At 61.7% G+C, this 16,150-nt stretch carries 14 protein-coding genes; 7 read left to right on the top strand and 7 right to left on the bottom strand.

Annotated elements, in window-relative coordinates; genetic code table 11:
* Positions 1–6: 6 nt before the first annotated feature.
* From JWR98_RS12920 to JWR98_RS12895, 6 genes are all read right to left on the bottom strand, one after another.
* Positions 7–858 (bottom strand): symmetrical bis(5'-nucleosyl)-tetraphosphatase, encoded by an 852-nt coding sequence (locus tag JWR98_RS12920; protein ID WP_205490216.1) that lies wholly within the window; start codon positions 856–858, stop codon positions 7–9.
* On the bottom strand, positions 858–1,238 hold the full coding sequence (gene apaG / locus JWR98_RS12915) for a Co2+/Mg2+ efflux protein ApaG (RefSeq protein ID WP_078734912.1): 381 nt from the start codon (positions 1,236–1,238) through the stop codon (positions 858–860). Before apaG ends, JWR98_RS12920 begins: the two co-directional genes overlap by 1 nt.
* A gap of 104 nt (positions 1,239–1,342) precedes the next feature.
* On the bottom strand, positions 1,343–2,155 hold the full coding sequence (rsmA, locus tag JWR98_RS12910) for a 16S rRNA (adenine(1518)-N(6)/adenine(1519)-N(6))-dimethyltransferase RsmA (protein WP_078734911.1): 813 nt from the start codon (positions 2,153–2,155) through the stop codon (positions 1,343–1,345).
* Complete coding sequence (gene pdxA, locus JWR98_RS12905; RefSeq protein ID WP_003176474.1) at positions 2,152–3,141, bottom strand: 4-hydroxythreonine-4-phosphate dehydrogenase PdxA; 990 nt, start codon at positions 3,139–3,141, stop codon at positions 2,152–2,154. The genes rsmA and pdxA overlap by 4 nt, the downstream gene beginning before the upstream one ends.
* The gene (locus JWR98_RS12900; RefSeq protein WP_078734910.1) at positions 3,138–4,478 is read right to left on the bottom strand and encodes a peptidylprolyl isomerase; all 1,341 of its coding nucleotides are present in this window, start codon (positions 4,476–4,478) and stop codon (positions 3,138–3,140) included. Before JWR98_RS12900 ends, pdxA begins: the two co-directional genes overlap by 4 nt.
* Positions 4,453–7,254: an LPS-assembly protein LptD gene (locus JWR98_RS12895; RefSeq protein ID WP_205490215.1), complete on the bottom strand. Its 2,802-nt coding sequence runs from the start codon at positions 7,252–7,254 to the stop codon at positions 4,453–4,455. Before JWR98_RS12895 ends, JWR98_RS12900 begins: the two co-directional genes overlap by 26 nt.
* A 130-nt stretch (positions 7,255–7,384) precedes the next feature.
* Here JWR98_RS12895 and JWR98_RS12890 point away from each other — a divergent pair, with 130 nt between their 5' ends.
* Genes JWR98_RS12890 through JWR98_RS12880 form a run of 3 tightly spaced genes read left to right on the top strand, consistent with a single transcriptional unit; the run spans position 7,385 to position 9,859 of the window.
* Positions 7,385–8,419 (top strand): aminoglycoside phosphotransferase family protein, encoded by a 1,035-nt coding sequence (locus tag JWR98_RS12890; protein WP_078734908.1) that lies wholly within the window; start codon positions 7,385–7,387, stop codon positions 8,417–8,419.
* A complete protein-coding gene (gene murU / locus JWR98_RS12885; protein WP_205490214.1) occupies positions 8,416–9,090 on the top strand; it encodes an N-acetylmuramate alpha-1-phosphate uridylyltransferase MurU in 675 nt (224 codons plus the stop codon). The genes JWR98_RS12890 and murU overlap by 4 nt, the downstream gene beginning before the upstream one ends.
* 1 nt (position 9,091) lies before the next feature.
* Positions 9,092–9,859: a TerB family tellurite resistance protein gene (locus JWR98_RS12880; protein WP_078734906.1), complete on the top strand. Its 768-nt coding sequence runs from the start codon at positions 9,092–9,094 to the stop codon at positions 9,857–9,859.
* 134 nt (positions 9,860–9,993) lie between these two features.
* Here JWR98_RS12880 and JWR98_RS12875 read toward each other — a convergent pair whose 3' ends face one another.
* A complete protein-coding gene (locus tag JWR98_RS12875; protein ID WP_205490213.1) occupies positions 9,994–10,968 on the bottom strand; it encodes an alpha/beta hydrolase family protein in 975 nt (324 codons plus the stop codon).
* Positions 10,969–11,045: 77 nt separating this feature from the next.
* Here JWR98_RS12875 and JWR98_RS12870 point away from each other — a divergent pair, with 77 nt between their 5' ends.
* The 4 genes from JWR98_RS12870 (at position 11,046) to JWR98_RS12855 (ending at position 16,111) form a co-directional block, all read left to right on the top strand.
* On the top strand, positions 11,046–13,046 hold the full coding sequence (locus JWR98_RS12870) for a PAS domain-containing sensor histidine kinase (RefSeq protein WP_205490212.1): 2,001 nt from the start codon (positions 11,046–11,048) through the stop codon (positions 13,044–13,046).
* A 12-nt stretch (positions 13,047–13,058) separates the two neighbouring features.
* Positions 13,059–13,688, top strand: coding sequence for a response regulator (locus JWR98_RS12865; RefSeq protein ID WP_003176466.1), 630 nt, complete (start codon positions 13,059–13,061; stop codon positions 13,686–13,688).
* A gap of 225 nt (positions 13,689–13,913) precedes the next feature.
* A complete protein-coding gene (locus JWR98_RS12860) occupies positions 13,914–15,026 on the top strand; it encodes an ABC transporter ATP-binding protein (protein ID WP_003176465.1) in 1,113 nt (370 codons plus the stop codon).
* 44 nt (positions 15,027–15,070) lie between these two features.
* On the top strand, positions 15,071–16,111 hold the full coding sequence (locus JWR98_RS12855) for an ABC transporter substrate-binding protein (protein WP_003176464.1): 1,041 nt from the start codon (positions 15,071–15,073) through the stop codon (positions 16,109–16,111).
* The last annotated feature ends 39 nt before the right edge of the window (positions 16,112–16,150 follow it).

Below are 16,150 nucleotides of genomic sequence, written 5' to 3'. Positions count from 1 at the left end.
GGGCTCCTATGGCTTTATGGCGGCCGGCTGTGTAGTGGGAGGGGAGGACTGGCATTGGCAGCTGTGGCGCTCGCCCGTGTCGATGTTCATCAGGGTCATGGCGCCACCCCACACGCAGCCGGTGTCGAGGGCGAACACGCCGGGTTCGTCGCATTTGCCTTCCAGGGCCGCCCAGTGGCCGAAGATGATCTTCGTGTCACGGGTCTTGCGCTCCTTGTGGGCGAACCAGGGCTTGTAGCCGGGCAGGGCGGTGTCGGCACCTTCCTTGCTTTTGAGGTCCAGCTTGCCTTCGGCCGTGCAGAAGCGCATGCGCGTGAAGTAATTGGTGATGACCCGCAGGCGGGCAACGCCAGTCAGGTCGTTGTCCCATTTGACCGGCTCGTTGCCGTACATGCCGTCGAGGTAGGCGGTGTACAGGCTGTCTTCGGCAAGCGCATGTTCAACTTCGGCGGCGCACTTGAGGGCTTTCTTCAACGTCCACTGCGGTGGGATGCCGGCATGGACCAGGGCCATGTTGCGGGCTTCGTCGTAATGCATGATCTTTTGTCGGCGCAGCCAGTCGAGCAAGTCGGCGCGATCGGGTGCTTCGAGGATTTCGCGCAGGGTGTCGCCCTTTTTCAGGCGCTCGATGTTATTACCGGCCGCCAGCAGGTGCAGGTCGTGGTTGCCCAGCACGCACACCAATGAATCACGCAGGTTATAGAGGTAACGCAGGGTCTGCAGGGACTCGGGGCCGCGATTGACCAGGTCACCGACCAACCACAGGCGATCATGCGCCGGGTCGAAGGCCACGCGTTCAAGCAGACACTTGAGCGGCTCCAGGCAGCCTTGCAGGTCGCCGACTGCGTACGTCGCCATCAGTGCAGGGCTCCGGGCACGGCAAGGCGGAAGGGCTTGATGATGGCGTCGAATAGTTGGCCATCGGTGGCTTTCATTTGATACGAGCCCTGCATGGTGCCAACCTTGGAGGTCATGACCGTGCCGCTGCTGTAGGTGTGGCTGGCGCCAACGTCGATCAACGGTTGCTGGCCGACAACACCCGCGCCGCGCACTTCCTCGACCTGGCCATCACCGTCGGTGATCACCCAATGGCGTGACAGCAGCTTGGCCGGCACCTGCCCGTTGTTCTTCACCGTGATGGTGTAGGCAAAGGCGAAGCGGTCGTGTTCAGGTTGCGATTGGTCCGCCAGGAAGCGGGTGACGACGCTGACGTCGATCTGGTAGCGAGGATCGGACATGCAAGAGGCCTTAAAAGCAAAAGCGGAGGACAGCAGGTGCGGATCAGTCTAGGCCAAGAGGTGGGCGCTAAGCCAGACATGTGTCTGGCCTGTCCACAAGGTGATCAGTCGACGACTGGAGCAGGCTGGATGGCCAACTGGTCAGCCAGGCGCACGAACGCGGCCAGGTCCAGTTGCTCGGGGCGCAGGCTGCCGTCGACGCCGGCGGCTTCGATTTCAGCGTTGCTGAGCAGGGCCTTGAGCGTGTTGCGCAGGGTTTTGCGGCGCTGGTTGAATGCCTCGCGCACCACACGTTCCAGCAATTTGTGATCCTTGGCCGGGTGCGGCAGCACGGCGTGGGGCACCAGGCGCACAATGGCCGAGTCGACCTTCGGCGGCGGGTTGAACGCGCCCGGGCCGACGTTGAACAGGTGTTCGACGCGGCAGTGGTACTGGACCATGATCGACAAACGCCCCCAATCACCACCGCCAGGGCCGGCGGCCAGGCGTTCCACCACTTCCTTTTGCAGCATGAAGTGCATGTCGCGGATGATCCCGGCGTTGTTCAGCAGGTGGAAAATCAGCGGCGTCGAGATGTTGTATGGCAGGTTGCCCACCACGCGCAGGCTGTTGGGCGCGGCGTTGAGGGTATTGAAGTCGAACTTCAGTGCGTCGCCCTGGTGCAGGTTGAAGTTGGCTTTGCCGGCGAACTGCTGGTTGAGGATCGGGATCAGGTCCTTGTCCAGTTCAACCACGTCCAACTGACCACCGCTGGCCAGCAGGCCTTGGGTCAGTGCACCCTGGCCCGGGCCGATTTCCAGCAGGCGATCTTCAGGCTTGGCATGGATAGAGCGCAGGATACGGTCGATCACGCCAGCGTCGTGCAGGAAGTTTTGCCCAAAACGCTTGCGCGCCCGGTGTTGGTAATGTTCGGTCATATACGGGTCTCGGCCATCTGATAGGCGGTTTCCAGTGCCACGAGCAGGCTGCCGGTGTCGATCTTACCGCTGCCCGCCAGGTCCAGGGCGGTGCCATGGTCGACGGAGGTGCGGATGATCGGCAGGCCCAATGTCACGTTGACGGCGGCGCCGAAGCCTTTGTATTTCAGCACCGGCAGCCCCTGGTCGTGGTACATCGCCAGCACTGCGTCGCAGTGCTCCAGATATTTGGGGGTAAACAGAGTGTCCGCAGGCAGTGGGCCACGCAGGTCCATGCCTTCTTGGCGCAGACGCTCCAGGGTGGGTTCGATAATGTCGATTTCTTCATGACCCAAGTGGCCGCCTTCACCGGCGTGGGGGTTAAGCCCACAGACCAGGATGCGCGGTTGGGCGATGCCGAATTTGTGTTGCAGGTCGGCATGCAGGATGCGCGTCACACGCTCCAGGCGCTCGACGGTAATGGCATCCGCAATGTCGCGCAGTGGCAGGTGCGTTGTCACCAGGGCGACGCGCAGGCCGCGCGTGGCCAGCATCATGACCACTTGAGCGGTGTGGGTCAGTTCGGCAAGGAATTCGGTGTGGCCGGAAAAGGCGATCCCGGATTCGTTGATCACGCCCTTGTGGACCGGGGCGGTGATCATGCCGGCGAAGTCGCCGTCGAGGCAGCCTTGCCCGGCGCGGGTCAGGGTTTCCAGCACAAACGCAGCATTGGCCTTGTCCAGTTGACCGGCAACCACCTTGGCCTGCAGCGGGGTATCCCACACATACAGGCTGCCCGCCGGTGCCGGCAGATCGGGCCAGTTACCTGGCGCGGCGTCCAGCAGGTTGACAGCCACGCCCAACTGCGCGGCCCGCTCAAGGAGCAGGTCGCGGCTGGTAATGGCGATCAGGGGGTGTGGCTGGGGTTGCGAGGCGAGCAGCAGGCACAGGTCTGGACCAATGCCGGCCGGCTCGCCGGGTGTTACCGCGAAACGCTGGGGTTTCACTGTGCTGCCTGGCCGGTGCCTGTTTGCTCGGCGCCTGGCAGCTTGTTCTCGACGTAGGCTTCGTCGCGGATCTGACGCAACCAGGTCTGCAGCTCTTCGTCGTATTTGCGGTTGCGCAGTACGCTCAGTGCTTGTTGCTCGCGGGCCTGACTGGTGTTGTCGGTGGCGCGACGGCCAAGGACTTCCAGGACATGCCAGCCGTATTGAGTCTTGAACGGCTTGGACAGTACGCCTTGCGGAGTATCAGCCATCACCTGCTGGAATTCCGGCACCAGGGCTTTCGGGTCGATCCAGTTCAGATCGCCGCCGTTGAGGGCCGAGCCTGGGTCTTCCGAGAAGCTCTTGGCCAGGGTGGCGAAGTCTTCACCGCTTTGAATGCGATCGTAGATCTTCTGGGCCAGTTCCTTGGTTTGCGCTTCGCTGCGGATTTCGCTTGGTTTGACCAGGATATGGCGCACATGCACTTCGTCTTTCAGCGAGGTCTCGCCACCACGACGTTCGAGCAGCTTCAGGATGATGAAACCACCTGGGGTGCGCGCCGGTTGGGTGATGCCACCGACTTCCATGGCGCTCAGTTCGCGGTCGAACGGAGGAGGCAGTTGAGCGGCTTTACGCCAGCCCATGTCACCGCCTTCAAGGGCGTTGTCGCTGCCGGATTGGGCGATTGCCATCTGGGCGAAATCAGCACCGGCCTTCAGGCGCTCATAGATAGCCTGGGTTTTGGCGGCGGCGGCATTGAGCTGCTCGGAGTTGGCGCTGTCCGGGGTTGGAATCAGGATATTGGCCAGGTGCAGTTCTTCGGAAAGCTGCATCTTGCCCAGGTCCGATGCCAGGAAGTTCTTCACTTCCTGCTCGGACACCTGAACCCGCTCGGCCACACGACGCTGGCGCACACGGCTGATGATCATCTCGCGGCGGATCTGGTCGCGGGCGTCTTCATAGGAAAGACCGTCGTGGGCCAGGGCGGCGCGGAATTGATCGATGCTCATGTTGTTGCGCTGGGCGATGGTGCCGACAGCCTGGTTCAGTTCTTCGTCCGAGATACGAATACCGGAACGCTCACCGATCTGCAGTTGCAGGTTTTCGACGATCAGGCGTTCGAGCACCTGTTGGTCCAGCACGCTGGTAGGCGGCACACCACCGCCACGCTTGGCGATGGTTTGCTGAACTTCCTTGACCCGCTGGTCCAGTTGGCTCTGCATGATCACGTCGTTATCGACGATGGCCACCACTTTATCCAGCTGTTGAACCGCAGCGTGTGCCGATGCGGCCCCCAGGAACAGCGCGCCCAGCACGAGCGGGCGCAGACAATCAGAAAGCTTGGTTTTCACGTTCACGATAACCTTCAATGCCTTTGTCGAGGAAGCTCTCTACCTTGGCGCCGGTCAGGCCGCCGAGTCCTTTGAGGACGATTTGGAAGAAGAGCCCGTGGTCACCCTTTTCGTTAAGCGGGGCGATCTGCGTGTATTCGTCATTGGCAACCCAGTAGCGATTGATGACGCGCAATTTCCAGCAGCAGTTGTCGTACTCGAAACCACCGAAGGCTTCCAGGGTACGGTTGCGGGCGTAGTCATACTGCCAGCGGGTGATCAGGTTCCACTGCGGGATGATCGGCCACATCATCGAGAAGTCGTGTTGTTGGATTTTGTAATAATCCTTCACGTAGTTCGGATCTCCCGGTTGACCGAAGTCACCACCGAACTGCCATTTGCCGGTCAACTGGTTGTAGACCACCTGATCGTTGCGATAGCGGTAACCGAGGTTGACGACCTTGTTGGGATTGTCTTCCGGCTGGTAATGGAACATCGCGCTGCCGGAGCGTGGGCTGTGGCTGTCGGTGTCCCAGTTATAGTCTGCGGTGGCACGCCAGTCGCGGTTGAAGCGGTATTCATATTCCATGGCGATGGGCGAGACATTCGAATGAGCATCATCGCGCGTCTTGGCATCGACACCGGGCAATTGAACTTCACGGTCCTTGAAGTAGACCGCCTGGCCAATGGATGCCCGCTGACGTTCGAAACCATCTTCTTGAATCCAGCGGCTGGTCAGGCCGAACGACAGCTTGTTTTCATCGCCGATACGGTCGGAGCCGGAGAAGCGGTTATCACGGAACAACGATGCGTAGTTGAACGTGTTTTCGCTGGTATCGAATACAGGGATGTCTCTCTGGTCTTTTTCCGGCACGTACAGATAGAACATGCGCGGCTCAAGGGTCTGGCGATAGTTTTCGCCGAACCATTGCGTGTTGCGGTCGAAATACAAGCCGCTGTCGATGCTGGCGATCGGTACTGCACGATCCTGGGAGCTGTTAAAGCTCTCACCCAGTTGCGAGGCGCCGTTGCGATTGATTAGCAAGTCATTTTTGCCGGTGCTGTCCAAGTCAAGATCGTACTTGGTGTACACGTATTTGAGTTTCGGCGTGATAAAGCCGTAGGACGCAGTCATCGGCAAGGAAACACTTGGGGCCAGATTCAGACGGGTGCCTGTGGCACGGTTCAAGCCCAATACGAAAGTGTCCAGACGGGGTGTTGGTTGTCCGCCATCCTTATCGGTGTAGTCACCTGTCCTGAGGTCACGGTCAAACCTTACCGCCTCGGTCTCATATGCAAAGTCCAGTCCAGCCGGATGATAGGGCAGGGCACCATTGAAAGTGATCTGCGGCAAACGGTCATACGGCGTGATTTGCGATACGGTCGCCAGTTGGTAGGACTGGAGATTCAGGCGCGCTTGGTAGGAGTCGCCGCGATAAGTCACGGAACCCTGCTGATTGACGAAGTCCCGAGATTCGACCCCGATCTGATTGCTCTTCAGATCTTGGAAGTAATAGGGATCGCTGATTTTGGTGTAGTCGACCTGAGTCGACAGCCGCGAATCCAACCCACCCTTATGCTGCCAGTTGAGCATGTACCGAGTCTTTTCATAATCGGTCTGCTTCTTGCGCTCGTCGCTGTCGTCGTTCAGATACGCGCCGCCGAACTGGCCTTCGCTGGACTTGGTGAGGTAGCGGAATTCGCCTTCCATCAACAGGCCGCGCTTGGTCATGTATTGCGGGTACAACGTGGCGTCGTAGTTCGGCGCCAGGTTGAAGTAGTACGGTGTGGTCAGCGTGAAGCCGGTTTCGCTGCCGGTGCTGAAGCTCGGCGGCAGGAAGCCGGACTGACGACGGTCGTCGATCGGGAAATAGATGTAAGGGGTGTACAGGATCGGGATGTTCTTGATCCGCAACGTCGCGTTGGTGGCCGTACCGAAACCGGTGGCCGGGTTCAACGTGATGTTGTTGCCCTTGAGCTGCCAGGCATTGCTGTCTGGCTCGCAGGTGGTGTACGTACCGTCCTTGAGACGGATGATCGCGTTTTCGGCGCGCTTGGCGTACAGCGCATTACCGCGGATACGCGATTTGTGCAGCACGTATTCGGCGTTGTCGATCTGTGCCGCACCGGTGTCCAACTGAACCTCGGCGTGGTCGCCGACGATCAGGGCACCGTTGTCGCGCAAGCGCACGTTGCCGTTGAGCTCGCCGCGGCTCTCGGCCTGGTACAGGCTCGCCTCCTCGGCTTCAAGCTGCATGCTGCCCTGACGCATGACCACGTCACCGGCCAGGGTTGCGACTTGCTGCTCCTGCTCGTAACGAGAGGCCTTGGCACCGATGAAGGTGGGCGCATCGCTCTTGTTCGTCTTGTCGTTCATGCCAGGACGCGTCGGCTCGATGTACGCACCGCTGCAATAAGGACCGGTTTCGGCCAGCTGGGCCGCGGTCAACTTTTCGCGGGGCACCCAGTCCAAGTGGCTGTAGTCGGCGCTGCGCGAACGCAGGCCACGGCCCTTGGCGTCGGTGACCAGTGCGGTCTTGGGCTCGGCCGCGGCACTGCCACCAGCCTCGGCCTGCGCCGCGCTGTTGGCCGAGCTGACGGCAGCGCCGTCATGCACCGGGCGCGGTGGCAATGGGGCTGCGGCGGTTTTTGGCGCGCAATCCCAGGCACCCGAAGCAGAGACTGAGCAGTCATACTGTTCCGCGGCGACCACGAATGAGGTGGCGAAGGGTTGCAAGGCCAGCAGACTGCCGGTTACCAGCAACGGAAATTTTCTACGAAACGCGGGGGATTTCAATGCCATCTTATTAGTCCGGGCTTCCTGCGTGCCATCTGCCCGCGGTTTGGGCCGCACGCCTCTCGATGGTCTGAAAAAGATGCGTGATAATAAAGCATGCCCCGCTTGACGGCTAGCGCCGTCGGAGACCCTTGTAATGCCCGAGCAAGATCTACGTTTACAACAGCTGGAAGTCTGGCTGGATGAGCAGTTGCCGATCCTTTTCAACGCTCAGGACTGGGGCCCCGTACCCCCGGCCACATTGACCGCGGCCAGCAGCGACGCGAGTTTCAGGCGTTACTTCCGTTGGGAAGGGGGAGGCCGCACCTTCGTGGTGATGGACGCCCCACCCCCCCAGGAAAACTGCAAACCTTTCGTCGATATCGCCTATTTACTGGCGACGTCGGGCATAAATGTTCCAAAAATTTATGCGCAAGATCTGCCACGCGGCTTTCTTTTGCTCAATGACCTGGGCAAAAAAACCTATCTGGACGTGATCGACGAGCAAAACGCCGATCAATTGTTTGCCGACGCCATCGATGCGTTGCTCGCCTTTCAGCAACTGGCGATGGAGGCGCCGTTGCCAAGCTACGACGTGGCGCTGCTGCGCCGCGAACTGGAGCTGTTCCCCGAGTGGTACGTGCGTCGCCACCTGGGTATCGAGTTGGATACACAACAGCAGGCCCTGTGGCAGCGCGCCAGCGAGCGGCTGATCGACAGTGCCCTGGCACAACCGAAGGTGTTGGTGCACCGCGACTTCATGCCGCGCAACCTGATGATCAGCGAACCGAACCCCGGTGTGCTGGACTTCCAGGATGCGGTCTACGGCCCGGTCACTTATGACATCACCTGCCTGTTCAAGGACGCCTTCCTCAGTTGGCCCCAGGCCCGTGTGCGTGAGTGGCAGCGCGGTTATTGGGAGCGTGCGGCGAAACTGGGCATCCCGGTGCAGCCAGACTTCGAAGACTTCCTGCGCGCCAGCGACCTGATGGGCGTGCAGCGTCACCTCAAGGTCATCGGCATTTTCGCGCGCATTTGCCATCGCGATGGCAAGCCCCGCTACCTGGCCGATGTGCCGCGCTTCTTTGCTTATATAGAAGCGGTGTTGGCCGATCGCCCGGAGTTGAGTGAATTGGCCGAGCTGCTGAGCAGCCTGCGCCAACCCGCCAAGGCAGTTGAGGCCATTGTATGAAGGCCATGATCCTGGCCGCCGGCAAAGGTGAGCGGATGCGTCCGTTGACCTTGCACACGCCCAAGCCGCTGGTGCAGGCCGGTGGCAAGCGCCTGATCGAGTATCACCTGGAGGCGCTGGCCAAGGCAGGCTTCACCGATATCGTGATCAACCACGCCTGGCTCGGCCAGCAGATCGAAAGCTACCTGGGGGATGGCGCGCAGTTTGGCGTGCGCATCCGTTATTCCGCGGAAGGTGAACCGCTGGAGACCGGCGGCGGAATTTTCCAGGCCTTGCCGCTATTGGGGGATGCGCCGTTCCTGGTGGTCAATGGCGATATCTGGACCGACTACGACTTCACCCAACTCCAGCAACCGCTGCAGGGCCTGGCGCACCTGGTGATGGTCGACAACCCGGCGCATCACCCTTCGGGCGGGGATTTCTACCTCGATCAGGGTTTGCTTCATGATGCCGCGCCCGGTGCCGATAACCTGACCTTCAGCGGCATTTCCGTGCTGGACCCCGAGTTGTTCGCGGGGTGCGGCGCGGGTGCCTTCAAGCTGGCGCCGCTCTTGCGCGATGCCATGGCGAAAGGTTTGGTAACGGGGGAACACATGGCGGGACGCTGGATCGATGTCGGCACGCTGGAGCGCCTGGCGCAAGTCGAAACCCTGCTCGCAGCGGGGCAGTAGCATGTTGTGGCCAGGGACGCTGATCGGCGCCGGGGCTGGCTTTGCCATTGCCAGTATCCCGGGGGCTTTGTTGGGTGCGCTGTTGGGGCAGGCGCTGGATCGTCGCCTGCAATTGCACAGTTGGGCGCAGTTGCGCGAGCGCCTGGGCGGGCGTGCGGCGCTGCGCAATGATGAATTGTTGTTTGTGTTGCTCGGGCGCTTGGCCAAAAGCAACGGACGGGTGGTGGATGGCCATATCCAGCAGGCGCGCCAGGAGATGCGCTCGCTGGACATGACCGAGTCGGCCCAGCGTCGTGCGATCGCAGCGTTCAACCGTGGCAAGGCCGGCTCCGACCGCATACGCAGTTATTTGCGTGTGCTCAAGGCCCAGCCCCATGCAGCCGAAGGGGTATTGCGCGCCTGCTGGCGGATGGTCTGGGCGGACGGCAGGGCAGATGACGCTGAGCGCGACCTGATCAACCTGTGGGGCAAGTGGTTGGGCTGGACGCCACAACAGCTCAAGGCGCTGGCCGCTGACTACACGCCGGAGCGCAAGCCGCTGGTCAACCGCGCCGGTACTTATCAGGACGCCTTGCGCCTGCTCGGCGTGACGGCCACGACGGAGCCTTCGGCGATCAAGCGTGCCTATCGCCGCCTGCTCAGTCGTCACCACCCGGACAAGGTGGCCGGCAGTGGCGCCAGCGCCGCGCAGGTGCGTGAAGCCACCGAGCGTACCCGCGAGTTGCACAATGCCTATGCGTTGATTCGCGAACGGCGGGATTTTCGATAGCCCCACTATTTCACGGATAACCACAATCCCATGTGGGAGGGGGCTTGCCCCCGATTATGGTGGGTCAGCTACCTATCTGTTGACTGACACACCGCTATCGGGAGCAAGCCCCCACATGGGTTTTGTGTTGTTGTTCAGTTGGCGTTGGCCTGCGGACTCAACCACCCGCGCACCCTTCGATACAACTGCTCTTGCTCGGCAGCGCTGTCGCCGGGCAGGGTTTTCAAGGTCACCTGCTTATACCCGTCATTCTTCAAGCGCTTGGCAGCCTGGGCGCGCTCGCGCGCGTTTTTGCGTGATTGAGCGGTGTCCTGGTAGAACACGTCGGCGGTCGGCAGCTTCAGGCCGGGGGCCAGTTGTTGCACATCCGGATGCCGGCCGGTGGGTGTCTGCGCTGCGACCATGACGAATTTCTGTACCTGGGACGGTTGTTTCTCGCTCAGATAGCGCGCCGCCCACCAGGCGCCAGTGCCGTGGCCGAGCAGCACCACGCTGCGTGCGCCCTGGGTCTGGGCGAACGCCACGGCGGCATCGATACGATCGAAAATGCGCGAGGCGTCAGTCTTGTCTTGCTCCTCGGCGCCCGGCACCACGGCCGGGTCGGTGCCTTCGGCTTCAGCGCCGGCGGCCTGTTCGATCGGCTTGTCGGCGGTGCTCGCGTCCTTGCTGCTGGTGTCGACGGCAGCTTTCGGCGCTTCCATGACGCGTGGCGGCAGGGTGTCGACGCTGACATCCGGCAGCGACAGGCTGAGGGTGCCCCAGTGGGCGTCCGGCAATTTGTGCCGCAAAGGGCCGATTGCTTGCGGCCAGTCAGCATTTTCGCCGGCGCCCGGTACGATAATCACCACACCTTCGGGTTCGGCGCTGTTCGCCGGTTTCCACAGCGCGAGGAATGAATCACTGCCCGCCTGCAACTGTTGTTGTTCCTGTTGTGGAATGCTGCGCTCCAGGGCGCTGGCCTCTTCCTGGCTGCGCGGCGGCAAAGGCTGGCGTTCGACGGGTTTTTCGGCGACCGGCTCAGGGGTATCGGCGGCCTGTACAGAAAAGGCGCTGGTAAATAGCAGCGACAGGCACAATGCTGGCAGTGCCGAACGGTGAAAAAAGGGCATCGTTAATTCCCGGCCAGAAATGATTCCAGCAGCCTAATGGGTTGCTCAGTATTTGTCAGTGATGTGAGACGTGGATCATGGGTTTTCGCTGTCTGCTGGTTATCGGCTGTTTGTGCGTTGCCTTGATGGCCAACGCCGCCCCCACGTCTGCGGCACCGCAGGCGCAGCTCAATGCGCAGCAGCGTGACTGGCTGGGCCGGCACCCGGAACTGCGGGTGGGCGTGGTGTTGCAGGCGCCTTATGCGCAATACGATCGCCGGCTGCAGCGCTTGTCCGGGGCCAATGTGGAATTGATGCAATGGCTGGCCAAGGCGCTGAATATCGAGCTGACCTGGCGTAATTTTCCCAGCCAGGAGCAGTTGGAAGCCGCTGTGCGCGACGATGAAGTCGACATTGCCCCGGGTCTGCAACAAACCCCGGCCGGTCTGCGCCTGTGGTTGTTCAGCGATCCGTATATGCGTGTGCCCCAGCATATCGTCGGCATCCGCGAAGGCGCCGCCGCCGTGGAGCTGGAAAAGCTCGACGACCAATCCCGCGTCGCCGTGCGCATGCCCAGCGCGGTAGCCGATTACTTGCGCAGCACTTACCCCAGCCTCAACCTGCAAGGCGTGCCCATGGAGCGCCAGGCCCTGCAATTGCTGGTCAGCGAGCAGGCGCGCTATGCCATCGTCGATGAAGCGCAACTGAGCCGCTTGTCTGGCGAAGCGGAGTTTGCCGGCTTGGCGGTGGTGGGGGATATCGGCCTGCCGCAATTGCTGCGGGTGGCCACGCGGCGGGATTGGCCGGAACTGGCCGGCATTATGGAAAGCGCGCTGCGCGCCATTCCTGCCCGCGACCTCGACCAACTGCACAGTCGCTGGCTGCAGCCCAAGTACTCACGCTTATCCGAATCCAAAGGCTTTTGGCAAAACCTCAGCCTGCTGCTGGGGCTGTTGTTGCTCGCCAGCCTGGCAACGGTGTTCTGGCAACGTCGCCAGCAACGCGTGCTGGAACACGACCTGTTGGCCGCCCGCGAAGAAAGTGCCGCCCGTGCCGCCGGTGCCGAGGCGTTGCGGCTGACGCAGTTCTCCATCGATCAAAGCACCGTCGGCATCCTGTGGGTCAACTGGGACAGCCATGTGCGCTACGCCAACCGTGCCGCCGAGAGCATGCTCGGCTACGGCCACGGCGCGCTGATCGAGCGACCCTTGGTCGACCTCGACCCCACGCTGGATATGGACCGCTGGCTCAACCTGTGGAAGCGCGCACGGGCGAGCGAAGAGGGGCCGCAGAACTTCGCCACCGATTGCCTGCGCGCCGACGGCAGCGTGCTGCCGGCCAACGTGTCGTTGAGCTTCCTGCGGTTTGCCGAGGCCGAATACCTGGTGGTCTACCTCAACGATGTCACTGAACTGCGCCGCACCCTGGCCGCCCTGTTGCAAAGTGAGGCGCAACTGCGCGAGCTTTCCGCGCACCTGGAAACCGTGCGTGAAGAAGAAAAGGCCCGCATCGCCCGCGAAGTGCACGACGAACTCGGGCAAATGCTCACAGTGCTCAAGCTGGAAACGTCCATGTGCGAACTGGCCTATGCGCAGTTGGACCCCGGCCTGCACGAACGCCTGAACAGCATGAAGCGCCTGATCGCTCAACTGTTCCAACTGGTGCGTGACGTGGCCACCGCGCTGCGCCCGCCGATTCTCGACGCCGGCATTGCCTCGGCCATCGAATGGCAAGCCCGGCGCTTTGAAGCGCGCACGCATATTCCTTGCCTGGTGCAGGTGCCGGAGAACCTGCCGGCCCTGAGCGACGCCAAGGCCATCGGCCTGTTTCGTATCCTGCAGGAGGCGCTGACCAATGTGATGCGCCATGCCCAGGCGCATACTGTGGAACTGACGTTGGCCCTGGAGGGCAGCGATTTGCGCTTGACCGTCAGCGACGACGGCGTGGGTTTCGTCCAGGCTGAAGGCCGCGCGGTTTCGTTTGGCCTGGTCGGTATGCGCGAGCGGGTACTGATCATGGGCGGACAGTTGAGCCTGCACAGCGAGTTGGGGGAGGGCACCACCCTGAGTGTCACGGTGCCGCTGGATGCCAAACAATAAGAGGAAAGCCCTGTGATCCGCGTACTGGTAGCCGAAGACCACACCATCGTTCGTGAAGGCATCAAGCAATTGATCGGCCTGGCCAAAGACCTGCTTGTGGTGGGCGAGGCGAGCAATGGCGAACAGTTGCTGGAGACCTTGCGCCACGTGCCGTGCGAGGTGGTGTTGCTGGATATCTCGATGCCTGGCGTCAACGGCCTGGAAGCGATTGCACGGATTCGCGCGCTGAGTCACCCGCCGGCAATCCTGGTGCTGTCGATGCACGATGAAGCGCAGATGGCCGCCCGCGCGTTGAAGGTGGGCGCCGCCGGTTACGCGACCAAGGACAGCGACCCGGCATTGCTGCTCACCGCTATTCGCAAGGTCGCGGCGGGCGGGCGCTATATCGACCCGGACCTGGCTGACCGCATGGTATTTGAAGTCGGTCTCACCGATGCCCGGCCGCTGCATTCGCTGCTTTCGGAGCGCGAGTTCTCGGTGTTCGAGCGCCTGGCGCAGGGCGCCAACGTCAACGACATCGCCCAGCAACTGGCGCTGAGCAGCAAGACCATCAGCACCCACAAGGCGCGACTGATGCAAAAGCTCAATATCACCTCGTTGGCTGAGTTGGTGAAGTACGCCATGGAGCACAGGCTTTTATAGCGGCATATCCAAAAACGACACCCCGCAGAACACCGCCGGCCCCATTCTTGGCGCTTGCAGATCGCCCTTGCGGCTGCACTGTCCCGTGCCCGTCATCCGTGTAGGGCAATCCCTACCCCCAGCCTTCCATCCGGCTGATGCAAATCTCTCCTGGCCCCCGATTTCCGGGGGCTCTGGCGTGGACTACGCTTGTGCCACAGCAGTCCAAAACACAAAGGTGCGGGTATGAGCGAGGTGGATTCAAATGATGTGCTGGTCAGCTTTCGTGGCGTGCAGAAAAGCTACGACGGCGAGAACCTGATCGTCAAAGACCTCAACCTGGAGATTCGCAAGGGCGAGTTCCTCACCTTGCTCGGGCCTTCAGGTTCCGGCAAGACCACCAGCCTGATGATGCTCGCCGGCTTTGAAACGCCGACCGCTGGTGAGATCCAGCTGGCGGGGCGCTCGATCAACAACGTGCCGCCGCACAAGCGCGACATCGGCATGGTGTTCCAGAACTACGCGTTGTTCCCGCACATGACCGTTTCCGAGAACCTGGCGTTCCCGCTGTCGGTGCGTGGGTTGAGCAAGACCGATATCAGCGAGCGGGTCAAGCGCGTGCTCAGCATGGTCCAGCTTGACGCCTTCGCCCAGCGCTACCCGGCGCAACTGTCCGGCGGCCAGCAACAGCGTGTGGCCCTGGCCCGTGCGCTGGTGTTCGAACCGCAGCTTGTGCTTATGGATGAACCCCTCGGCGCTCTCGACAAGCAACTGCGCGAGCACATGCAGATGGAGATCAAGCACCTGCACCAGCGCCTCGGCGTGACGGTGGTGTACGTGACCCACGACCAGGGCGAAGCCTTGACCATGTCCGACCGCGTGGCGGTGTTTCACCAGGGCGAGATCCAGCAGATCGCCCCGCCGCGCACCTTGTACGAAGAACCCAGGAACACCTTCGTGGCCAACTTCATCGGCGAGAACAACCGCCTCAACGGCCGCCTGCACAGCCACAGCGGTGAGCGCTGCGTGGTGGAGTTGGCGCGTGGCGAGAAGGTTGAAGCGCTGGCGGTGAATGTCGGCCAGCTCGGCGGCCCGGTGACGCTGTCGGTGCGTCCGGAGCGCGTCAGCCTCAACGGCTCCAGCGAAAGCTGCGTCAACCGCTTCTCCGGGAGGGTGGCGGAATTCATCTACCTGGGCGACCACGTGCGTGTGCGCCTGGAAGTCTGCGGCAAGACCGATTTTTTTGTGAAACAACCGATTGCCGAGCTGGACCCGGCCCTGGCGGTCGGCGACGTGGTACCGATTGGCTGGCAAGTCGAGCACGTTCGCGCACTCGACCCACTTCTAGAGGCGAATTGATCGCCCCCATGGCTTCACCAACCCTGCACGTGGAGAGAACAACAATGTTGAAATCCCTTAAGTATTCAGCGCTCGCCCTCGGTTTGATGGGTGCGACACAGGCCATGGCCGGCCCGGACCTGACAGTGGTGTCCTTTGGTGGCGCGAACAAGGCGGCCCAGGTCAAGGCGTTCTACGCGCCGTGGGAAAGCGCGGGCAACGGCAAGATCGTCGCCGGCGAGTACAACGGTGAGATGGCCAAGGTCAAAGCCATGGTCGACACCAAGAGCGTGTCCTGGGACCTGGTGGAAGTGGAGTCTCCGGAACTGTCCCGTGGTTGCGACGAAGACATGTTCGAACCGCTCGACCCGAAACTGTTCGGCGACAGCGCCAACTACGTGAAGGGCGCGATCCAGCCCTGTGGCGTGGGCTTCTTCGTGTGGTCGACCGTGCTGGCGTACAACGCCGACAAACTGGCTTCCGCACCCACCAGCTGGGCGGATTTCTGGGACACCAAGAAATTTCCGGGCAAGCGCGGCCTGCGTAAAGGCGCCAAGTACACCCTGGAATTCGCTCTGATGGCCGACGGCGTAGCGCCGAAAGACGTCTACAAAGTACTGGCCGGCAAGGATGGCCAGGACCGTGCGTTCAAGAAGCTCGACGAACTCAAGCCGTCGATCCAATGGTGGGAAGCCGGCGCACAACCGCCGCAATACCTGGCCTCGGGCGACGTGGTGATGAGCTCTGCCTACAACGGCCGTATCGCCGCTGTGCAGAAAGAAAGCAACCTGAAAGTGGTGTGGAACGGCGGCATCTACGACTTCGATGCCTGGGCCATCCCTAAAGGCCTGGCCAAGGACCGTGCGGAAGCGGCGAAGAAATTCATCGCCTTCTCGGTCGCGCCGCAGCAGCAGAAGACCTACTCGGAAAACATCGCCTACGGCCCGGCCAACACCCAAGCCGTTCCGTTGCTGGCCAAGGAGATCCTCAAGGACATGCCGACCACGCCGGAAAACATCGCCAACCAGGTGCAGATCGATGTGAGCTTCTGGGCGGATAACGGCGAACAGCTCGAGCAGCGCTTCAACTCCTGGGCTGCCAAGTAACCAGCAGCACCGCTGAACCCCTGTGGGAGGGGCGGTGCG

The sequence above is a fragment of the Pseudomonas lactucae genome (genome assembly GCF_016937615.1).
In the GTDB taxonomy this organism is placed as follows: domain Bacteria; phylum Pseudomonadota; class Gammaproteobacteria; order Pseudomonadales; family Pseudomonadaceae; genus Aquipseudomonas; species Aquipseudomonas lactucae.
This window is presented reverse-complemented; position numbering and strand designations above follow the sequence as displayed.